The sequence below is a fragment of the Kumtagia sp. genome (assembly GCF_059502445.1).
The window spans coordinates 119,895-138,658 of record NZ_JCACER010000076.1; the positions used below are offsets into that span (position 1 = coordinate 119,895).

The 18,764-nt window shown below is 67.0% G+C and carries 16 protein-coding genes; 6 read left to right on the top strand and 10 right to left on the bottom strand.

Features of this window, described 5'->3' with window-relative positions; genetic code table 11:
- The first annotated feature begins 385 nt into the window (after positions 1-385).
- The gene (locus tag AC5JDC_RS20385) at positions 386-2,188 is read left to right on the top strand and encodes an ABC transporter ATP-binding protein (protein ID WP_495844076.1); all 1,803 of its coding nucleotides are present in this window, start codon (positions 386-388) and stop codon (positions 2,186-2,188) included.
- Positions 2,189-2,633: 445 nt separating this feature from the next.
- On the opposite strand, the gene AC5JDC_RS20390 is transcribed toward AC5JDC_RS20385, so the two are convergent.
- The 5 genes from AC5JDC_RS20390 to tpiA form a co-directional block, all read right to left on the bottom strand.
- Positions 2,634-2,813: a hypothetical protein gene (locus AC5JDC_RS20390; protein WP_495844078.1), complete on the bottom strand. Its 180-nt coding sequence runs from the start codon at positions 2,811-2,813 to the stop codon at positions 2,634-2,636.
- 52 nt (positions 2,814-2,865) lie between these two features.
- Positions 2,866-3,129 carry a cell division topological specificity factor MinE gene (gene minE / locus AC5JDC_RS20395; protein ID WP_106771807.1) on the bottom strand — a complete coding sequence of 88 codons (264 nt, stop codon included), beginning with the start codon at positions 3,127-3,129 and terminating at the stop codon, positions 2,866-2,868.
- Positions 3,126-3,941, bottom strand: a complete 816-nt coding sequence (gene minD, locus AC5JDC_RS20400; protein ID WP_106771808.1) for a septum site-determining protein MinD — start codon at positions 3,939-3,941, stop codon at positions 3,126-3,128. The genes minE and minD overlap by 4 nt, the downstream gene beginning before the upstream one ends.
- A 32-nt stretch (positions 3,942-3,973) precedes the next feature.
- Positions 3,974-4,720, bottom strand: a complete 747-nt coding sequence (gene minC / locus AC5JDC_RS20405) for a septum site-determining protein MinC (RefSeq protein WP_495844081.1) — start codon at positions 4,718-4,720, stop codon at positions 3,974-3,976.
- 451 nt (positions 4,721-5,171) lie between these two features.
- Positions 5,172-5,936 carry a triose-phosphate isomerase gene (tpiA, locus tag AC5JDC_RS20410; protein WP_495844083.1) on the bottom strand — a complete coding sequence of 255 codons (765 nt, stop codon included), beginning with the start codon at positions 5,934-5,936 and terminating at the stop codon, positions 5,172-5,174.
- A gap of 113 nt (positions 5,937-6,049) precedes the next feature.
- On the opposite strand from tpiA, the gene AC5JDC_RS20415 reads away from it, so the two are divergent.
- From AC5JDC_RS20415 to AC5JDC_RS20435, 5 genes are read left to right on the top strand one after another with little or no spacing between them, the layout of a single operon-like run.
- Positions 6,050-7,939, top strand: coding sequence for a peptidylprolyl isomerase (locus AC5JDC_RS20415; RefSeq protein WP_495844085.1), 1,890 nt, complete (start codon positions 6,050-6,052; stop codon positions 7,937-7,939).
- Positions 7,940-7,941: 2 nt separating this feature from the next.
- Positions 7,942-8,952 carry an anthranilate phosphoribosyltransferase gene (trpD, locus tag AC5JDC_RS20420; RefSeq protein ID WP_495844087.1) on the top strand — a complete coding sequence of 337 codons (1,011 nt, stop codon included), beginning with the start codon at positions 7,942-7,944 and terminating at the stop codon, positions 8,950-8,952.
- A gap of 6 nt (positions 8,953-8,958) precedes the next feature.
- Positions 8,959-9,777, top strand: a complete 819-nt coding sequence (gene trpC / locus AC5JDC_RS20425; protein ID WP_495844089.1) for an indole-3-glycerol phosphate synthase TrpC — start codon at positions 8,959-8,961, stop codon at positions 9,775-9,777.
- A gap of 1 nt (position 9,778) precedes the next feature.
- A complete protein-coding gene (gene moaC / locus AC5JDC_RS20430) occupies positions 9,779-10,270 on the top strand; it encodes a cyclic pyranopterin monophosphate synthase MoaC (protein WP_495844091.1) in 492 nt (163 codons plus the stop codon).
- A 1-nt stretch (position 10,271) separates the two neighbouring features.
- Positions 10,272-11,477: a molybdopterin molybdotransferase MoeA gene (locus tag AC5JDC_RS20435; protein WP_495844093.1), complete on the top strand. Its 1,206-nt coding sequence runs from the start codon at positions 10,272-10,274 to the stop codon at positions 11,475-11,477.
- 342 nt (positions 11,478-11,819) lie between these two features.
- Here AC5JDC_RS20435 and AC5JDC_RS20440 read toward each other — a convergent pair whose 3' ends face one another.
- The 5 genes from AC5JDC_RS20440 to AC5JDC_RS20460 form a co-directional block, all read right to left on the bottom strand.
- The gene (locus tag AC5JDC_RS20440; protein WP_495844095.1) at positions 11,820-12,971 is read right to left on the bottom strand and encodes a porin; all 1,152 of its coding nucleotides are present in this window, start codon (positions 12,969-12,971) and stop codon (positions 11,820-11,822) included.
- Between the two features lie 652 nt (positions 12,972-13,623).
- Positions 13,624-14,682, bottom strand: a complete 1,059-nt coding sequence (locus tag AC5JDC_RS20445; RefSeq protein WP_106771817.1) for an ABC transporter permease — start codon at positions 14,680-14,682, stop codon at positions 13,624-13,626.
- A gap of 15 nt (positions 14,683-14,697) precedes the next feature.
- Positions 14,698-16,182, bottom strand: a complete 1,485-nt coding sequence (locus AC5JDC_RS20450) for a sugar ABC transporter ATP-binding protein (RefSeq protein WP_495844097.1) — start codon at positions 16,180-16,182, stop codon at positions 14,698-14,700.
- A gap of 131 nt (positions 16,183-16,313) precedes the next feature.
- Positions 16,314-17,498: a sugar ABC transporter substrate-binding protein gene (locus AC5JDC_RS20455; protein ID WP_495844099.1), complete on the bottom strand. Its 1,185-nt coding sequence runs from the start codon at positions 17,496-17,498 to the stop codon at positions 16,314-16,316.
- Between the two features lie 489 nt (positions 17,499-17,987).
- On the bottom strand, positions 17,988-18,746 hold the full coding sequence (locus AC5JDC_RS20460; RefSeq protein WP_495844101.1) for an SDR family NAD(P)-dependent oxidoreductase: 759 nt from the start codon (positions 18,744-18,746) through the stop codon (positions 17,988-17,990).
- Positions 18,747-18,764 lie beyond the last annotated feature (18 nt).

Sequence of the window (18,764 nt, forward strand, 5' to 3'; positions counted from 1 at the left end):
ACCCGAGCCCGATGGCCCAAGGCGCCCGGCCCCGACTACCGGCAGCATTCGTTGTGCCACCGCCGGTTTTTTCGCTGCACCCGGCTTGGCGGCGCGGCCATTCTCCTTTATAGGCGTCCCTCCCTCAATCCCGTATGGGAGGGTACGAATGACAGTATCTTGCATCACGCGAGGCCGCGAGGCTTAGGTCCCGGCTGCCCGCCCGGGAGGCCGCGAGGCTTTTCGGGCAACGGATAGCCGCAGGACCGGCGTCCCGCTCGCCCGTCCGCCGCCCCGGCTCGGCCGGCGCGCATTCGTACCGTAGCCGCTTCCCGACGTTTCGTCTGTCGCGGCGTTTTCATTTCCGACCGATTGCTGGGACCGGACGCTTTGTCCGGGCAAGTTCATGGCTCGTTTCAAGATCGATCTGCGCGGCGGCGCCTTCCGCAGCGTTTTCTCCTTCACCGCCGACCACTGGCGCCGCCAGCCGTTCCGGCTCGCCGTGATCGTCGGCGCGGTGCTGGTCGCCACGCTGGCCGACGTGCTGACCCCGCTCTATTCCGGGCGGCTGGTCGACGCCATCGCGCAAGGTGCAGCCGGCGACGTCGTCGCCTGGAATGCGGCCGTCGCCGCCTTCTCGACGCTGATCGCGCTGGCGTTCGGCGCCGTCGTCTTCCGCCACATCGCCTTCATGGGCATCATCGCGCTCACGCTGAAGATGATGTCGGACATCGCCGCCGACGCCTTTCATCGCGTCCAGCGTTTTTCGACCGACTGGCACGCCAACAGCTTTGCCGGCTCGACCGTGCGCAAGGTGACGCGCGGCCTGTGGGCGCTCGACCTGCTCAACGACACCATCCTGGTGGCGCTGCTGCCGTCGCTGGTCATGCTGGTCGGCTCGACCCTGCTGCTCGGCTGGTACTGGCCGCTGATGGGGCTGATCGTCGCCGTCGGCTCGATCGTCTACATCGCCGTCACCGTGTCGCTGACGCTGGGCTATGTCGCGCCGGCGGCGAGCCTCGCCAACAGCTGGGACACCAGGCTGGGCGGTGCGCTCGCCGACGCGGTCAGCTGCAACGCGGTGGTCAAGGGTTTTGGCGCCGAGGAGCGCGAGGACCGGCGGCTGGCGAAGATCGTCGACAAATGGCGGCTGCGCACCGACCGCACCTGGGTGCGCGGCACCTGGAGCGGCACGGCGCAGGGCGTCACGCTGCTGGTGCTCAGGGCCGCCGTGGTGGGCTTCACGCTCATCCTGTGGTCGCGCGGCCAGGCGAGTGCCGGCGACGTCGCCTTCGTGCTCACCGCCTTCTTCGTGCTGCAGGGCTATCTGCGCGACGTCGGCATGCATGTGCGCAACGTGCAGCGCTCGGTGAACGACATGGAGGAACTGGTCGACATCCACGACCAGCCGCTCGGCATCGTCGACAGGCCCGGCGCCAAGCCGATCCGCATCGGCGCGGGCCGCATCGACTTCGAGAACGTCACCTTCCACTACGGCAACCACCGGCTGCCGCTGTACAGGGATTTCTCGGTGACGATTCCCGCCGGCGAGCGGGTCGGGCTGGTCGGCCATTCCGGCTCCGGCAAGACCACATTCGTCAAGCTGATCCAGCGGCTTTACGACCTGAACGCCGGCCGCATCGTCATCGACGGGCAGGACATCGCCGAGGTCACGCAGTCGTCGCTGCGCAACCAGATCGCCATCGTCCAGCAGGAGCCGATCCTGTTCCACCGCTCGCTGGCGGAAAACATCGCCTATGCGCGCCCCGGCGCCACGCAGGCGGAGATCGAGGCGGCGGCGAAGCTTGCCAGCGCGCACGACTTCATTGCGCGCCTGCCGAAAGGCTACGGCACGCTGGTGGGCGAGCGCGGCGTAAAACTGTCGGGCGGCGAGCGCCAGCGCGTGGCGATCGCCCGCGCCTTTCTGGCCGACGCGCCGATCCTGATCCTCGACGAGGCGACGTCCAGCCTCGATTCGGAATCGGAGGTGCTGATCCAGCAGGCGATGGAGCGGCTGATGGTCGGGCGCACGACGCTGGTCATCGCGCACCGGCTGTCGACGGTCAGGGCGCTCGACCGGCTGCTGGTGTTCGACGCCGGCCGCATCGCCGAGGAAGGCAGCCACGAGGCGCTGATCCGCCGCGACGGCGGCATCTACCGCCGGCTGTTCGAACGCCAGGCGCTGGAGCTGACCAAGGGTCTGACCTGAGACGGGAAGAGGGGGTGCTTGTCACGCGCTTCAAGCCATCGATCGATCGCATTTCCCGGGAGAGCGCTTGGCTGCTGCGCGAACGCCCCCTCTCCCCGTCCTTCACGGCTACCGGATTCACACATCTCACCGTGCGATCGAGACAGGTTGGTATCGGCAGGCGATAAATTCCGGGGAGACTTTGCTATCACCACCTCCGAGGCCTGTTGGGTTGGACGGCGCCCGACGGCATCGAATGTGCCAGAATGAGGTCGTCCGATCTCAACAGGCTTCGGCGACGAAGCTGCAAGGCATAGGCAAAACGAAACGCGGTTCAAAACCGGTGGCCGAGAAGTGTGAATGCGGTAGCGATCGACGGGGAGCGGGTGGCCCGAAAGGCCGGAGAGGGGGGCGACCGGCGACTGCGGTGTGTCGTCAGGACCGCGCGCCGGCAACCGGCCTCGCCTCAGGCGGCCGTCTCGCGCGGCACCGCGTGGGAAACGCCGGCGGCCGCCTCGCACACCTCGACATGCTTCGCCAGCGCTTCCTTGGAAAGCACCGCGCTGATGGTGCAGATGTCGCGGTTCTGGAATTTCGGCATCCGCTGGAGCTCCTGGAGCCGCGTCAGAAGTGCGCCACGGGTCATGTCTCGTCTCCTTCTCGGTCTTGTGGTCTCTTGCCCCCCGGAGCGGGCGCCGTCAGGCGGCCCGCACGCCCGCGTTCAGCGGGATCTCGATGTCGACCTCGAGCGTCGACACCTTGTCGCCGCGGTCCATCTTGACGACCACCTTGTCGCGGTCGATCTGCACATGCTTGGCGATGACGGCCAGAATCTCCTCGCGCAGCTGCGCCACCAGGTCGGAATGGCCGACGGTCGCGCGCTCGTGGGCGAGCAGCACCTGCAGCCGCTCGCGGGCGGTCGGCGCCGAGGTCTTCTTGGCGAAGAAGTTGAATAGGCTCATGCCGCCCTCCGTCCAAAGATCTTGCTGAACAGGCCGCGCTTCTCGCCGGGGATGGTGACCGGCAGCGTCTCGCCGGCGAGACGGCGCGCCGCGTCGAGATATGCGAGCGCCGGCGCGCTGCGGCTGTCGGCCAGCGTCACCGGCGTGCCGACGTTGGAGGCGCGCAGCACGTCCATGCTTTCGGGGATGATGCCGAGCAGCGGGATCGACAGGATCTCCAGCACGTCCTCGACCTTCAGCATGTCGCCGCGCTCGGCGCGGGCGGCGTCGTAGCGGGTGAGCAGCAGATGTTTCTCCACCCGGTCGCCGCGCTCGGCCCGAGCGGTCTTGGAATCGAGCAGGCCGATGATGCGGTCGGAATCGCGCACCGACGAGACTTCCGGATTGGTGACCACCACGGCGACGTCGGCATGGCGCATCGCCAGCGTGGCGCCGCGCTCGATGCCGGCGGGGCTATCGCAGATGATCCAGTCGAAGGACTGCTTCAACTCGCCGATCACCCGCTCGACGCCCTCGGCGGTCAGATTGTCCTTGTCGCGCGTCTGCGAGGCCGGCAGCAGGTGCAGCGTCTCCAGCCTCTTGTCGCGGATCAGCGCCTGCGGCAGTTTCGCGTCGCCCTGGATGACGTTGACCAGGTCGTAGACGACCCGGCGCTCCGCCCCCATGACGAGGTCGAGATTGCGCAGGCCGACGTCGAAATCGACGACGACGGTCTTCTCGTTGCGCTGTGCCAGCGCTGCGCCGAGGGCGGCGGTCGATGTCGTCTTGCCGACGCCGCCCTTGCCCGATGTAACCACGATTACTTTCGCCATCTCGCTCTCCTGTCGCCCGGTCTTTTGCCGGTTCAGTTTAGGGGTTCCGCCATGATCGCATCGCCTTCCAGCCAGAACTGCACGGCCTGGCCGCGCAGCTTGCGGTCCATGTCCTCGGCGGTCTTGTAGAGGCCGTCGATGGCCAGCAGCTCGGCTTCCAGCTTCCGGCAGAAGATGCGCGCCGACGCGTTGCCGACCGAACCGGCCAAAGCCCGGCCCCGCAATGTCCCGTAGACATGGATCGAGCCGCCGGCGACGATCTCGGCGCCCGAGGCGACCGAGCCGACGATGGTGACGTCGCCCTCGGGGAAGATGACCGACTGCCCGGAGCGCACCGGCTCGCGGATGATGATCGACTGCATCGGCCGGATCGCCTGGATTTCGGCGGACGACGCAGGCTCCGCGGGCCCGGCCCGGTCCGCCGCGCGCGGTTCGGCCGCGGCTTCCGGCGCCTCGAAGTCGGGAGCCGGCCTGCCGCCCTTCATGGCCGGCGGCATGCCCGGGCCGAGCTGCGAGGGGCGAGCTCCTTCCACACCCATGATCCAGACGTTGCGCTCGCCGAGCGCGCGGATCAGCTCCGCCAGCTGCTGGCGGCTGACGTCGAGGCCGTCGATGTCGAGGACGACCGGCCGCCCCAGAAAAAATCCCGCGGACCGCGCCGCCAGATCGTCGAGCCGGGCCAGCCAGCCGTCCAGCGGCAGCTCCGGCGCGAGCATGAGCGCCAGGAAGGATCGGCCCTTGAGGCGGATCGGACGCGTGTCTGTTAGGGGTCTGGTCATCTCGGTTAATTTTCCGTTGTTACGATCCCTAAAGGCACCATGGTTAACCAATGGTTAACGGGCCGTTCCGGCGAAGGGATTTGGAGATCGTCTCTTTGAATCGAATGGTTCTGTCTGTGGGGCTGACGCTTCGGCTGCGGGATCACCGGCTCCGGTTCCTGCAGGCCGATTGCCCGGCAAGATAGCTGAGTCGCCCGGTCTGGCGCATGATCATTGCCGCGGAAAGGCACGAAATATCGCCGCGGCGAGCAGAACGTCCGCAAAGTCAGCGGGTTACCGCGTCGGAAACCGTCACTTCCGGTACACGACAGTGTCGCTCGACAGCGCCGGATGACGGCGGTCCGTTTTCAAGCGGCGTCGTGCACTGTGCCCGTCACTTCCGGACGCAGACGCTCCTGCCGGCACGGACAGGCGCCAACCGGGGATGACCTTTGACGGCTTGCGTCGCAACCTAGAACGTCAGATACGCCTCGGCGATACCGAGAAAATCCTTGGCCTTCAGGCTGGCGCCGCCGACCAGCGCGCCGTCGACATTGTCGATCGACAGCAACTCCTTGGCGTTCGATGGCTTGACCGACCCGCCATAGAGGATGCGCGTGCGCCTGGCCTCCTCGCCGATGCGGGCGGCAAGCTCGGCGCGGATATGGGCATGCGCCTCAGCCACGTCCTCCGGGGTCGGCGTCAGGCCCGTGCCGATCGCCCAGACAGGCTCGTAGGCTATGATCGTGTTGGCATGTGTCGCGGCGGCGGGCACCGAACCGGCGATCTGGCGCGACAGCACCGCCATCGTCCTCTCCGATTCGCGCTCGGCCCTCGTCTCGCCGATGCAGATGACGGCGATGAGCCCGGCGCGCCACGCGGCTTCCGCCTTGGCATGGACGGCCGCGTCGCTCTCGCCATGGTCGGCGCGGCGTTCCGAGTGGCCGACGATGACATGGCCGGCACCGGCGTCCTTGAGCATCTCGGCGGAAATGTCCCCGGTATGGGCACCGCTTTCCAGCGGGTGGCAATCCTGCCCTCCCGCCCTTACCGGCATGCCATCGAGCGCGGCGACGGCGCGCGTCAGCAGAGTGGCGGGCACGCAGACCAGCGCCTCGGCTTCCGCCTCCAGGCTGCCCAGAAAACCGTGGCCGATCGAGCGCAACTCGGCGAGCGAGGCCGCCGTTCCGTTCATCTTCCAGTTGCCTGCGACAAGCGGCCGAATTCCTGGCGTCATCCCCGTCTCCTCTCGAACCCGGCCTTCCCTATCAAAAACAAGCCACAAAGCAATCGACACTTGCCGCCGGGGGCGTTATTGCCCTTCATTCACGGATTGCAACGGACCTCTTCATGCTCGAAACACTGCGAACCGCGGCCGGTACCTGGATCGCCAAGCTGCTGCTTCTCCTTCTGGTGTTGAGCTTCGCGGTGTGGGGCATCTCGGGCCAGATCGGCAACGGCATCGGCGGCAACTCGGTGGTGACGGCCGGCGCCACGTCGGTTTCCCCGAACGAGTACCGCCTCGCCTATGACCGGCAGCTCGGCCTGCTGTCGCAGCGCTTCGGCCAGCGGCTGACGCGCGAGCAGGCGACGGCGCTCGGCGTCGACAATCTGGTGCTGTCGCAGCTCGTTTCCGGGGCGCTGCTCAGCGAGCAGGCGCGCAAGCTCGGGCTCGGCCTGTCCAAGGATCGGATCGCCGCCCTCACCGCCGAGGATCCCGCCTTCCAGGGCCCGGACGGCAGGTTCAGCCGCCAGCAGTTCGACTACGTGCTGCGCGAGGTCGGCATGCGTCCGGAGGACTATCTCACCAACCGCGCCCAGGAAGCCGTGCGCGAGCAGATCATCGACGCTGTCGCCGAAGGCATGAAGGCGCCCGACGCCTTCCTGCGCGCCCTCGCGCTCTACAGCGGCGAGGACCGCACCGTCGACTACCTGTCGTTGCCGAGGTCGACGGTCGGACCGGTCCCGGCCCCCGACGACGCGGCGCTGTCGGCCTGGTTCGACGAGCGCAAGCAGCAGTATGCCGCGCCGGAATACCGCAAGATCGCCTATGTCAAGCTGGAGCCGGAGGACATAGCCGACGAAAGCGCAATCTCGGACGAGCAGGTGCGCGCCGACTACGAGAAGAACAAGGCCCGCTACACCACGGCCGAGACGCGCACGATCGAGCAATTGGTCTTCCCGTCGCGGACCGCGGCCGACGAGGCCGCCGCCGCCCTGCAGGGCGGCACGCCGTTCGACAAGGTCGTCGAGGCTCAGGGCAAGACGCTCGCTGACGTTCACCTCGGCACGCTCGCCAAGGATCGGGTGCCTGACCGCGCGGTGGCGGAGGCCGCCTTTACTCTCGGTGCCAACGAGGTCAGCCCCGTCGTCGACGGCAGCTTCGGCGCCGTGCTCGTGCGTGTCACGGCGATCAACCCGGAGACGGTCAGGTCCTATGAAGACGTCGCGCCGGAGATCCGCAAGGATCTCGCGCTCGGCGAGGCGCACCGCGTGCTGCTCGACGTGCACGATTCCTACGAGGATGCACGCGCCGGCGGCGAGACGCTGGCGGAAGCCGCGTCCAAGCTGAAGCTCGCCGTCGTCACCATCGACGCCGTGGACCAGACAGGCCGGCGTCCTGACGGCACGGTCCTGGCAGATCTGCCGGCGTCGAGCGAGCTGCTGCGCGGCGCCTTCGACACGGAAGTCGGCGTCGAGAACCAGGCGATCAACATCGGCTCGGACGGTTATGTGTTCTACGAGGTGCAGGGGATCACCCCGGCACGCGACCGCGCGCTGGACGAAGTGAAGGACAAGGTCATTGCCGACTGGACGGCCGCAGAGACCGACAAGCGGCTTTCCGACAAGGTGGCGGAACTGGAGAAGCGGCTCAAGGACGGAACCCCGTTCGACACCATCGCCGGCGAGCTCGCGCTGGAGAAGCAGACCAAGCGCGGGTTGAAGCGCGGAGCCGACGACGCCGACTTCGGCAGCGCCGGCGTCGAAGCGGCATTCGACGTGGCACAGGGCGGATCCGGCGCCTTCGCCGCGCCGGCCGGCGATGCCCGTATCCTCTTCCAGGTGACGGAAGTGTTCGAGCCGGCCGCCTCCGGTCCCGATGCCGTTCCCGAGGCGGAGCGCCGGAATTATTCCACCGGTCTCGTCAACGACATGCTCGACCAGCTGGTCGCGCGGCTGGAGGGCGAGTATCCGGTGCGCGTCGACCAGGCTGCGATGACGCGGGCCCTGGCTTTCTGACGATGAGCACGCTGAAGCCCCACATCGCCAAGGTAGCGTCCGGCGCGGTGCTTTCCTTCGAGGAAGCGAAGGACGCCTTCGACATCATCATGTCGGGCGAGGCGACGCCGGGGCAGATCGGCGCCTTCCTGATGGCGCTCAGGGTGCGCGGCGAGCAGGTGCCGGAAATCTCCGGCGCCGTCGCCACGATGCGCGAGAAGATGCTGACGGTCGAGGCGCCGGAAGACGCGATCGACATCGTCGGCACCGGCGGCGACAATTCGCACAGCGTCAACATTTCCACCGCCTCCGCCTTCGTCATCGCCGGAGCCGGCGTGCCGGTCGCCAAGCACGGCAATCGCGGCCTCTCCTCGCAGACAGGCGCCGCGGACGTGCTGATCGCGCTCGGCATCAAGATCGACCTGCCGCCGGAGGCGATCTCGGCCTGCATCAACGAGGCGGGCGTCGGCTTCATGTTCGCGCCGTCGCACCATCCGGCGATGCGCCATGTCGGCCCGGTCAGGGCCGAGCTCGGCACGCGCACCATCTTCAACCTGCTCGGCCCGCTGTCCAACCCAGCCGGCGTGCGCCGCCAGATGATCGGCGTGTTCTCGCCGGACTGGATCGGCCCGGTGGCCGAGACGCTGAGGACGCTCGGCGCCGAGCGTGCCTGGGTGGCGCATGGCGACGGGCTCGACGAGATCACCACGACGGGGGAGACCAGCGTGGCGGAGCTTGCCAATGGCAAGGTGCGCAGCTTCACCCTTCAACCCGAACAATTTGGCCTTGCGCGCCACAGTCGCGAGGATCTGCGCGGCGGCGACGCCGCCTTCAACGCCGCCGCCCTGCGGGCGACGCTGGAGGGCAGGCCCGGCGCCTATCGCGACACGGTGCTGATGAATGCCGGCGCCGGCCTTGTGGTCGCCGGCAAGGCGGCCGATCTCGGCGAAGGCGTCAAGCTCGCCATCGCCTCGATCGACCAGGGGCGTGCGGCAAGCGTACTCGACCGGCTGGTCGTGGTTTCAAACGGATAAGTGCCCGTGGCCGACATTCTGCGCAGGATCGAAGAGTACAAGCGTGTCGAGATCGCCGAGGCGAAGCGCCTCCGGCCGATCGCCGAGGTGACAGCCGCCGCGCGCGATGCCGACCCGGTGCGCGGCTTCGCCGCCGCGCTGAGGGCAAAACGCCGTGGCGGCAGCTATGCGCTGATCGCCGAGATCAAGAAGGCGAGCCCGTCGCGCGGCCTGATCCGGCCCGATTTCGACCCGCCCGCGCTGGCGCGCGCCTACGAGGCCGGGGGGGCCGCCTGCCTGTCGGTGCTGACCGACGGCCCGTCCTTCCAGGGCGCGCCGGAGTATCTTACCCGGGCGCGGGCGGCGACCGCCCTGCCTGCCTTGCGCAAGGACTTCATGTATGATCCCTATCAGGTCTACGAGGCGCGCGCATGGGGCGCCGACGCCGTGCTGATCGTGCTGGCGGCGGTCGACGACGACACCGCCAAGGCGATCGAGGACGCGGCGCTGGAACTCGGCATGGACGCGCTGATCGAGGTCCATGACGAGGCGGAGATCGAGCGGGCGCTCAGGTTGGCCTCGCCGCTGATCGGCATCAACAACCGCGACCTGCGCAGTTTTGCCGTCGACCTCGCCGTCTCCGAGCGGCTTGCCAATCTGGTGCCCAGCGACAGGCTGCTGGTCGGCGAAAGCGGCATCTTCTCGCATGACGACTGCCGCAGGCTGGCGCGCGCCGGCGTCGAGACGTTTCTCGTCGGCGAAAGCCTGATGCGGCGGCCGGACGTGGCGCAGGCGACCCGCGCGCTGCTCTACGGCGAGGCGGCCGCGGCGGTGGGACTCGGCTGAGATGGCCGGGCACAAGACCAACCTCACCCATCTCGGCCGCGACGGACAGGCCGACATGGTCGATGTCGGCAGCAAGGACGAGACCGTGCGCACGGCGCGCGCCGAAGGCAGCGTGACCATGCGGCCGGAAACGCTGACTATGATCATGGCCGGCAACGCCAAGAAGGGCGATGTGATCGGCACGGCGCGCATCGCCGGCATCATGGCGGCAAAGCGCACGCACGAGTTGATCCCGCTCTGCCATCCGCTGCTGCTGACCAAGGTCGCCGTCGATATCGTCGAGGATCCGGCTCTGCCCGGACTGCGCGTCTCCGCGCTCGCCCGCGTCACCGGCAAGACCGGTGTCGAGATGGAAGCGCTGACGGCGGCCTCGGTCGCGTGCCTGACGATATACGACATGGCCAAGGCGGTGGATCGGGAGATGGTTATCACCGGCATCCGGCTGGTCGAGAAGACCGGCGGCACCTCCGGCGACTACAGGGCGGCAGGCTGAGATGGTGCTGCTGCCGGTCGACGAGGCTTTGCGGCTTCTGCTCGACGGCGCCGTGGCGCGGCCGGCGGAACGGGTCGCGCTCTCCGACGCGGCCGGACGGGTGCTGGCGGCGGCGCTCAAAGCATTGCGCACGCAGCCGCCCTTCGACGCTTCCGCCATGGACGGCTATGCGGTGCGCGCCGCCGACGTCGCCTCGGTTCCGGTGCGGCTGGCGGTGATCGGCACCGCCGCCGCCGGGCGCGGCTTTTCCGGAGAAGTCGGCGCCGGACAGGCCGTGCGCATCCTGACCGGAGCGCCGCTGCCGGCAGGTGCCGACACCATCGTCATCCAGGAGAATGCCCGCCGGCTCGACGGCGGCATCGAGGTTTTCGAAACGGTCGCGGCCGGCCGCCACATCAGGCGGCGCGGCCTCGATTTTTCGGCCGGCGACGTGCTGCTCGAGGCCGGCCGCGTGCTCGACCCGGCGGCGCTGTCGCTTGCCGCCGCCGCCAATCACGCGACGCTCGACATCGTCACCCGTCCGCTGGTCGCGATCATCGCCACCGGAGACGAATTGCTACTCCCGGGCAGCGAGCCGGGGCCGGACCAGATCATCGCCTCCAACGCCTATGGCGTCGCCGCGATCGCTTCGGCCGCCGGCGCGCGCGTGCTCGACCTCGGCATCGTCGGCGACGATCGCGCCGCCATCGCCGAGCGGCTGGCGGATGCGACGAAGGCCGGCACCGACGTGGTCGTCACGCTGGGCGGCGCCTCGGTCGGTGACCACGACCTGGTGCACGAGGTGCTCGGCAGCCAGGGCGTGACGCTCGACTTCTGGAAGATTGCCATGCGACCGGGAAAGCCGCTGATGTTCGGCCGGCGCGACGACATGCGTTTCCTCGGCATGCCCGGCAATCCAGTGGCGAGCCTGGTCTGCTCGCAGCTCTTCCTGAAACCGCTGGTTGCAGCTCTCGGCGGCCGGCAGCATGAGCCGAACCTGCGGCCTGCCGTGCTTGGCGCTCCGATGACCGCCAACGATCTGCGGCAGGACTATGTGCGCGCACGGATCGCGATGAAGGACGGCGCGCTCATTGCGACGCCGTTCTCTGTGCAGGATTCGTCGATGTTGCGCATCTTCGCCGACTCGGGCGGGCTGATCGTGCGGGCCCCGTTCGCCCCGGCGGCGGACCAAGGCGATTCCTGTACGGTGCTGATGCTGGGAGCGTAATCCGGTACGCCTGGTTGGTGTGCCGTTCGCTCTCGAATCGGCGCGGGCCAGTCGCGTTGCCGCCGGTTATCGCGTGCTGTCGCAAGCCAAGCGGGGTGAAGCGGCGGGCAAAATCCTTTCCCGCACCACTTTCGCGTTCGGACAAGCCACCCACGACATCGTTGCCTGAAGAAGGGCGCCTACAAGGAAAGCGCTACCCCGACAGCAATACCGCCTGGAGCCCGATGGTGCCGTCACCCGTGGCCGGCTTCCGAACCCCGATGCGGAAAAGCCCGCTGTCCGGCACAACAAAAAACCCGGCGGTTGCCCGCCGGGTTTCGATATCCAACCGTTGCCGGCGGATCAGAAGTTGCGCTGGAAGCGAACGTTCACGCCCCAAGCGTCGGAGTCGTCCAGGTCGAAATTGTCGGCATAGACGACTTCCGGGGTGATGGTGAAGCCCGGAACCAGCTCGTAGGCGATGTTCGCGGCAACCGAGAAGTTCTCCCAGTCGTCGTAGCCGACTTCGGCGTTGAAGGTCGCCTTCTCGTTGAACTTGATCGCCGTGCCGCCCCAGATGGCCCAGTCGCCCTGCCACGGAGCGTACCAGTTGCTGCCGTTGTCGGTCGGGCTTTCGTCCCTGTCGCCGCCGGAGTCCCAGGCGCCCATCACGAAGACCGAAGCGGTCTCGGTGATGTTGACGTCGAGGCGACCCTTGACCGCAACCTGTTCCTGCCAGGTATCCCAGCCGGCGACGACGCCGATCTTGCCCCAGCCCTGCGTCAGCGACACGCCGCCGACCACATAAGGAGCGTAGTCCTCGGTGATGCCAGCGCCGTCGAAGCCCTCGTCCTCGTCGCCCTGCTCCAGGGCGATACCGGCCGAGAAACCATTCGCGCCGGTGTAGGTGTACGCGATCTGCAGCGTCGCGAACGGACCGTAGGGAACGATACCGTCGTTCAGCACGCCCGACGAATAGTCGGTGAAGGTCGAGAAGTAGGAGTCCGTCTTACCGATGCGGAAGCCGCCGAGCTCGATATAGGCATGCTCGATGCCGAGGCCATCATCGTTGTCATAGATGCCGTCCCGGACGAACCGGCCGTCGGCATTCTCCACGAAAGTGGCGCCGTCATTGGCCTGGTAGTTAAAGTTGATGGCGGCGTAGGAACGCAGCGTGCCGAGCTCGGTCTCCGAGCGAGCATCGACGCGCAGCTGGAAGCGGGCGCGGTTGTTGTAGGTATCCTTGATGTGGATATCGTTGTCTTCGTCGACGAAGGAATCATTGCTGGCCTTCGCGAAGAAGTCGCCGCCGCGGATGTCGACACGGACGTAGCCGCTGACCTTTAGGCAGGTCTCGGTGCCGGGCATGTAGAAGAAGCCGGTGCCGTACACGTCGCAGACGCGCACATATTCCATCGGCTCCGGCTCGGCGACGACGACGGCATCGGCCGCCTTGGCGCCGGAGACTGCGACGAGGGCCGCAGCCGAGCCGAGAAGCAGGCTCTTGATGTTCATTTTCTGACCTCCAGTCAAAAAGTTTAATCGTAGGTCTGGGTCTTCTTCGCCGAAAGAAGCGTTTCCGCCCCGTCCCCTAGTCAAATAAGACACGATCGCTCGCCCCTTCCGATGCAAGATTACCCATCACCTTCCCCCGTTCAATCGTGATCTTGCCGGAAGCGCCCCCGCTGCGGCGCGATCTCCCGGCGCTGTGGCACAAAGGACACGATTTGCACCCCCACGGAAACCTTTCATTAATCTTGCGGGCATCGCGGAGGGCACCGGCGATGCTGGAGCCTGTTCCGTTGCCCTTTTCGGGGCGATTCGGTCGGCGGAACACGAAAGCGGCGCGGAACCGTCAGAATCATTGTCGGCGTGCTTCCGCGCTGCCGAACGCCCGATCAAGAATTGATTTCGATCAGATGGAAGACTATCCGGTACAACTTTTACGAACGCGATCCAATGCAAATGCAACCCGGCACTCGCTGGAAGGCACGAAATGCTGGCTGAGCAGTGTTGCTGGTCCTGTTCAGGATTGCTGCGCCGCCACTCATCCGTGACCGGCATACCCCTCGGCGCAGCGAGTCGGCTGCCGAGCGACAGCGACCTCGAATACGCTCCATATGGCAGGGCCGTCCGCAACTCCCGTCCAGCGGCGGAACCCGCCAGTTCAGCTCCGCGTCAGGCTGCGGCGGCGCCACTGGTCGAAGATCACCACCACCACAATGACCACGCCCTGGGCGATGCGCTGCCAGAACGGGCTGACGTCGAGCAGGTTGAGGCCGTTGCCGAGCACGCCGATGATGGCCGCGCCGACGATCGACCCGATGACGCCGCCCTCGCCGCCGAACAGGTTGGTGCCGCCGATGACGACGGAGGCGATGGAGCGCAGTTCCTCGCCTTCGGCCATCAGCGCGTTGGCCGAGTTCAGCCGTCCGACCAGGATGATGCCGCCGATCGCCGCAAGCAGGCCGGAGATCGCATAGGTAAGGATCTTGGTGCGGGCGATGCTGATACCGGAGGCGCGCGCCGCCTCGCGGTTGCCGCCGACGGCATAAATGCTGCGGCCGAGCGCCGTGTAGCGCAGGATGTACCAGGCCACCGCGCCGCAGAGCAGCGCCAGCAGCGCGCTGACTGGCAGGCCGAACAGCTTGCCGCCGCCGACCCAGATCAGCGTCTCGGGAAGCTGGCGACCAGAATCGAAGGAGGGCACCGGCAGGCCGTCGGTGACCAGCAGCGCCATGCCGCGAAAGATGGTCATGGTACCGAGCGTGGCGATGAAGTCCGGGATCTTGAAGGTGGCGATGACCCAGCCGTTGAAGGCGCCGGCGACAAAGCCGATGCCGAGCCCGACAACGATCGCAAGGACCGGCGGCAGGAAGCCGATGTCGACACCGAACAGCACCAGCGGCGCGGTCAGCAGCACCGCGGCGATCGACGCCGACAGCGCCGCCACCGCGGCGACGGAGAGATCGATGCCGCCGGTCAGGATGACGAAGGTCTGGCCGACCGCGAGGATGGCTACGAAGGCGGTCTGGCGCGCCACGTTCGACAGGTTGTCGACCGTCAGGAAATTGGAAGTGGCGAGCGACAGGAATGCCATCAAGAGCACCAGCGCGATCAGCGGGCCGGCCTGGAAGAGCACCTGCCTGATGTTCGCCCTGCGCGATACGGCTGTTTCGGCAGACGCCGCCGCGCCGACCTTCGCCACTCCGGTCTGTTCAGTCATATCCGACACCTTTTTCTAACTTGCGTGCCGCAGCAGGTTCTCCTGCGACAATTGTTCCCGCGGCAGTTCCGCCGATAGCCGCCCGTGCCGCATCACCAGCACGCGGTCGGCCATGCCGATCAGCTCGTTGAGCTCCGACGATATCATCAGGATGGAAGCACCGTCCGCCACAAGCCGGCTCATCAGCGCGAACACCTCGGCCTTGGCGCCGACATCGATGCCGCGCGTCGGCTCGTCGAAGATGAGGATTTTGGCGCCGCTCGACATCCAGCGCGCGAGGATCACCTTCTGCTGGTTGCCGCCGCTGAAGAACATCAGCCGGTGCGCCAGCGAGGCCGGCCGCACGCGCAGCTCCCTGACGTAGCGCTCGCTCTCCGTGCGCTCGCGCTTGAGATCCAGCCGCGACAGCAGACTGCGGCCGGAAAGCCAGGACAGGCTGAGATTGGGCCCGACCGGCTGCATCGGCACGAGACTCTGGCGGCGGTCGCGCGAGATCAGGCCGAGACCGGCGGCGATCGCGTCGGAGGAATAGCGGAAATGCACCGGCCGGCCGTCGACCTCTATCGTGCCGGACTTCAGATCCTGCAGGCCGAAGAGTGCTGCGGCGATCTCCGCCTGCCCTGCCCCCATCAGGCCGTAGACGCCCAGAATCTCGCCGCGATGCAGGTTGAAGGAAATGTCCTTCAGCGTCTTGCCGGAAGCAAGCCGGTCGACCGAGAGCGTCGGCTTGCCGCGCTCCACCTTCACCTTGGGGAACTGGTCGGCGAGGCTGTGGCCGACCATCATGCCGATCACCGTCTCCTCGTCGGCCTTGTCGGCCGGCAGCGTGTCAATGACGATACCGTCACGCAGCACGGTGACGCGGTCCGCGATCATCGGGATCTCGGAGAGGTGGTGGGAGATGTAGATCATGCCGTGGCCGCGCTGTTTGAGCCGGCGGATGACGTCGAACAGACGGCTGCGCTCGCCGTCGGACAGCGCCGATGTCGGCTCGTCGAGCAGGAGGATGCGCGGCCCGCGCTCCAGCACGCGGGTGATCTCGACCAGCTGCTGCTCGGCCACTTCCAGACGGCGCACCTCGGTGGCCGGATCGATGGTAACGCCGAGCGCCGCCAACGCGCGCCGCGCCTCGGCATGCGCCTTGCCCCAGTCGATCTTGCCGAGCGGACCGCGCGGCATGCGGCCGAGAAAGATATTCTCGGTGACGCTCAGCGCCGGCACCAGGCTGAGTTCCTGATGGACGAGGCCGATGCCGAGTTCGGCTGCGAGTTCCGGGGTAAGCGTCGACACGGTGCGGTCGCCGATCGTGATCGTGCCGCCGGTCGCCTGGTACTCGCCGGCAAGAATCTTCATCAGCGTCGACTTGCCGGCGCCGTTCTCGCCGAGCAGCACCTGCACCTCGCCGGCGCGGACGTCGAGCGAGATCGATTTCAGCGCAAGCACGCCCGGAAAGCGCTTCTCGATCCTGTCGAGCTTCAAGAGTATCTTATGGTCGCTCACGTCCTCGTCCCGATCCTGCGGCAACAGGAACGCATCGGCCGCCGCCGGAGGGGCGCCGATGCGAATGCCTGCCGGTCTGCGTGCGGTCAGGCGGAGCGGATGGTTCCACCCCGCCCGTCCTGGGAGTGGGCTCAGCCGCCCTTCTTGCAGTTCGTCTTGATCGCCGCCCAGTCGATCGCCTCGAGCTTGGGATCGGGATAGAAGTTGCGGGCATTCACCTGGTAGACGGTGCGCGGGCGGATATCGAAAGTCTTGTCGACCTCGATGCCGCAGGCGAGTTCGACCGCGAACTTGGTGCCGAACCAGCCCCAGTCGGCGAAGCCATGCGTCGTCTCGGCGATCATCTTGCCTTCGGCGATGCGGTCCACCGATTCCGGCGTCACGTCGTTGGTGAAGATCGCAACCTTGGCATCGCCGACGGTGGCGCCGTCCTCGACCGTTTCCAGCCGTCCCTGCGAGCCGGCCACCAGCATGGCGCCGAGACCCATCTCGTTGGACGCCGCCCAGATGAAGTCGAGATTGCCCGGATTGGCCTGCAGGATGTCCTCGGCGCAGCGCGTGCCCTTCTCGCGGTTCCAGTCGCCGGCGCAGGTGTTGCCGACGATCTCGATGCCCGGGAACTGCTTCAGCACCTCGCGAAAACCGTTGAGGCGGGCTGTGGAGAAGAAGCCGCCGGCGACGCCTTCGATGATGGCGCCGCGCGCCTTGATCTTGGCCTTGTCCTCGTCGGACATTTTTGACGCGAGATCCTTCCAGAAGGCGAGGTCGAGATAGGTCTCCGGCTGGACCTCTACCTTCTCCCCAGCACCCAGCACGCCCGGCCCGCCGAAATAGTCGACCACCGAATAGGCACTGACCTCGGCGCCCTGGGTGTTGTCGAAGCCTATATAAGAAGAGACGTCGACGCCTTCGATCGGCTCGAGCAGGTTGACGACGATGACCGGGATGCCGGCTTCGCGGGCGCGGATGAGCGCCGGCTTGACGGTCGCCACCTCGGCCGGCGAGACGGCGATGACGTCGACGCCGCGCTGGATCATGTCCTCGATGATGCTGACCTGCTCGGCGAAGGCCGTCGGGCTGGTGGGCGAGCGGGTGAGCACCTGCACGTTGAAGCCGTGCTGGTTGGCGTCCTTGGCGGCCAGCTCGAAGAAGTTGGTGGCCGTCTTGAAGACGCCGGTGATGTCCGGCGGCACCCAGCCGATGGTGACGTCGACCGGGGCGTCCTGAGCCGAAGCCGGCAGGACCGCCGCCGAAAGACCGAGCGCCAGCGCGGTCGAGGCAGCCAGCGATGTCAGTTTCGAAAGATGTTTCCTCATGGATTGCCTCCCAAAGCGAGACCGGCGGCAGCCGGGCACGCATCAACCGGCGCTCCTCCATGGGCGCCTTCTTTTGGATGCTAACAGGGCATTTTTGTAATTCAACTACATTCTTTGCGGTGACCCGATTATCCATGACCGTGCCAGGCAGGCCGCGCCAGGCGCAGGCGGCATCCCTCGGAGACGGCTCCAAGAAAACGAAAGAATTTTCTTTTTGGTTTCGGACGGCTACCTAGTAATTCTGGACAAATGCTTATCATGGAATGAATTTCATATAATCGGATTGGCGCCCGACGGGCCCGGTCCGCTGGTCATCGAGAATGCGTCGACAATTTCCGGTCCGGCCTTTGATTACCGGGCTGCCGCAAGCTTCTGTAGTATAGCTACACGATCCGGAACGGGACGGTGTCACGCGACGTCGCCATGATCCTGACCGGCGTGCGACGGCCGCAGGGGGTGCCGGGTCGAGCCGGCACCCCGCTTCTCCGGCTAGAAACCGCCGACGACGAAGCCGCCGTCCACCGGCAGGTCGGTGCCGGTGATGAAGGCCGCGGCCGGCGAGGACAGGAACAACGCGGTGCCGACCAGGTCGTCGACCGTGCCCCAGCGCTTGAGTGCCGAGCGCGCCGCGATCTTCTCGGCCGGTACGGGATCGGTCCACAGGCCCTTGGTCATGTCGGTCTTGTGGTAGCCGGGCGAGATGGCGTTGACGCGGATGCCGTCCGGGCCGAAGGCATGGGCGAGATGGCGGGTAAGGCCGAGCACGCCGGTCTTGCTGGCGCCGTAGGCCGGCACCAGCGGGTCGCTGACATAGCTCAGCATCGAGGCGATGTTGATGATCGAGCCGCGCGAAGCCTTCAGCAGCGGCAGCGCCGCCATGGCGAAGCGCATCTGACTGTTCAGGTTGACGTCGATGACCTCGATATAGGTGTCGTCTTCGAACTCGGCCTCCGGCCGTGCGATGCCGGCGCCGTTCACCAGCACGTCCAACTTGTCGAGACCGGCGACGAAGCGCTTGATGGCGGCGGGATCGCGCACGTCGACGCGCTCGAAGCGGATGCCCTTGTTCTCGGCCTTGGCGCGCTCGGCCGACAGCTTCTGCTCGGAACTGCCCAGCGCGATCACCGAACCGCCGAGGCGGGCAAAACCTTGCGCGATCGCCAGGCCGATGCCGCTCGACCCGCCGGTGACGAGGATGGCCTTGCCCGCGAACAGGCCGGGGCGGAAGCTGTCGATGATGTCCTGCATGATTTCCTCCTGAACACG

Bases quoted from the DNA above. Each gene is read 5' to 3' on its own strand.
- tpiA (WP_495844083.1), bottom strand. From the start codon at position 5,936: ATGACGCCAGGAATTCGGCCGCTTGTCGCAGGCAACTGGAAGATGAAC.
- minD (WP_106771808.1), bottom strand. From the start codon at position 3,941: ATGGCGAAAGTAATCGTGGTTACATCGGGCAAGGGCGGCGTCGGCAAG.
- minE (WP_106771807.1), bottom strand. From the start codon at position 3,129: ATGAGCCTATTCAACTTCTTCGCCAAGAAGACCTCGGCGCCGACCGCC.
- AC5JDC_RS20385 (WP_495844076.1), top strand. From the start codon at position 386: ATGGCTCGTTTCAAGATCGATCTGCGCGGCGGCGCCTTCCGCAGCGTT.
- AC5JDC_RS20440 (WP_495844095.1), bottom strand. From the start codon at position 12,971: ATGAACATCAAGAGCCTGCTTCTCGGCTCGGCTGCGGCCCTCGTCGCA.
- AC5JDC_RS20460 (WP_495844101.1), bottom strand. From the start codon at position 18,746: ATGCAGGACATCATCGACAGCTTCCGCCCCGGCCTGTTCGCGGGCAAG.
- AC5JDC_RS20390 (WP_495844078.1), bottom strand. From the start codon at position 2,813: ATGACCCGTGGCGCACTTCTGACGCGGCTCCAGGAGCTCCAGCGGATG.
- AC5JDC_RS20445 (WP_106771817.1), bottom strand. From the start codon at position 14,682: ATGACTGAACAGACCGGAGTGGCGAAGGTCGGCGCGGCGGCGTCTGCC.
- AC5JDC_RS20415 (WP_495844085.1), top strand. From the start codon at position 6,050: ATGCTCGAAACACTGCGAACCGCGGCCGGTACCTGGATCGCCAAGCTG.
- trpD (WP_495844087.1), top strand. From the start codon at position 7,942: ATGAGCACGCTGAAGCCCCACATCGCCAAGGTAGCGTCCGGCGCGGTG.
- minC (WP_495844081.1), bottom strand. From the start codon at position 4,720: ATGACCAGACCCCTAACAGACACGCGTCCGATCCGCCTCAAGGGCCGA.
- AC5JDC_RS20455 (WP_495844099.1), bottom strand. From the start codon at position 17,498: ATGAGGAAACATCTTTCGAAACTGACATCGCTGGCTGCCTCGACCGCG.
- moaC (WP_495844091.1), top strand. From the start codon at position 9,779: ATGGCCGGGCACAAGACCAACCTCACCCATCTCGGCCGCGACGGACAG.
- AC5JDC_RS20435 (WP_495844093.1), top strand. From the start codon at position 10,272: ATGGTGCTGCTGCCGGTCGACGAGGCTTTGCGGCTTCTGCTCGACGGC.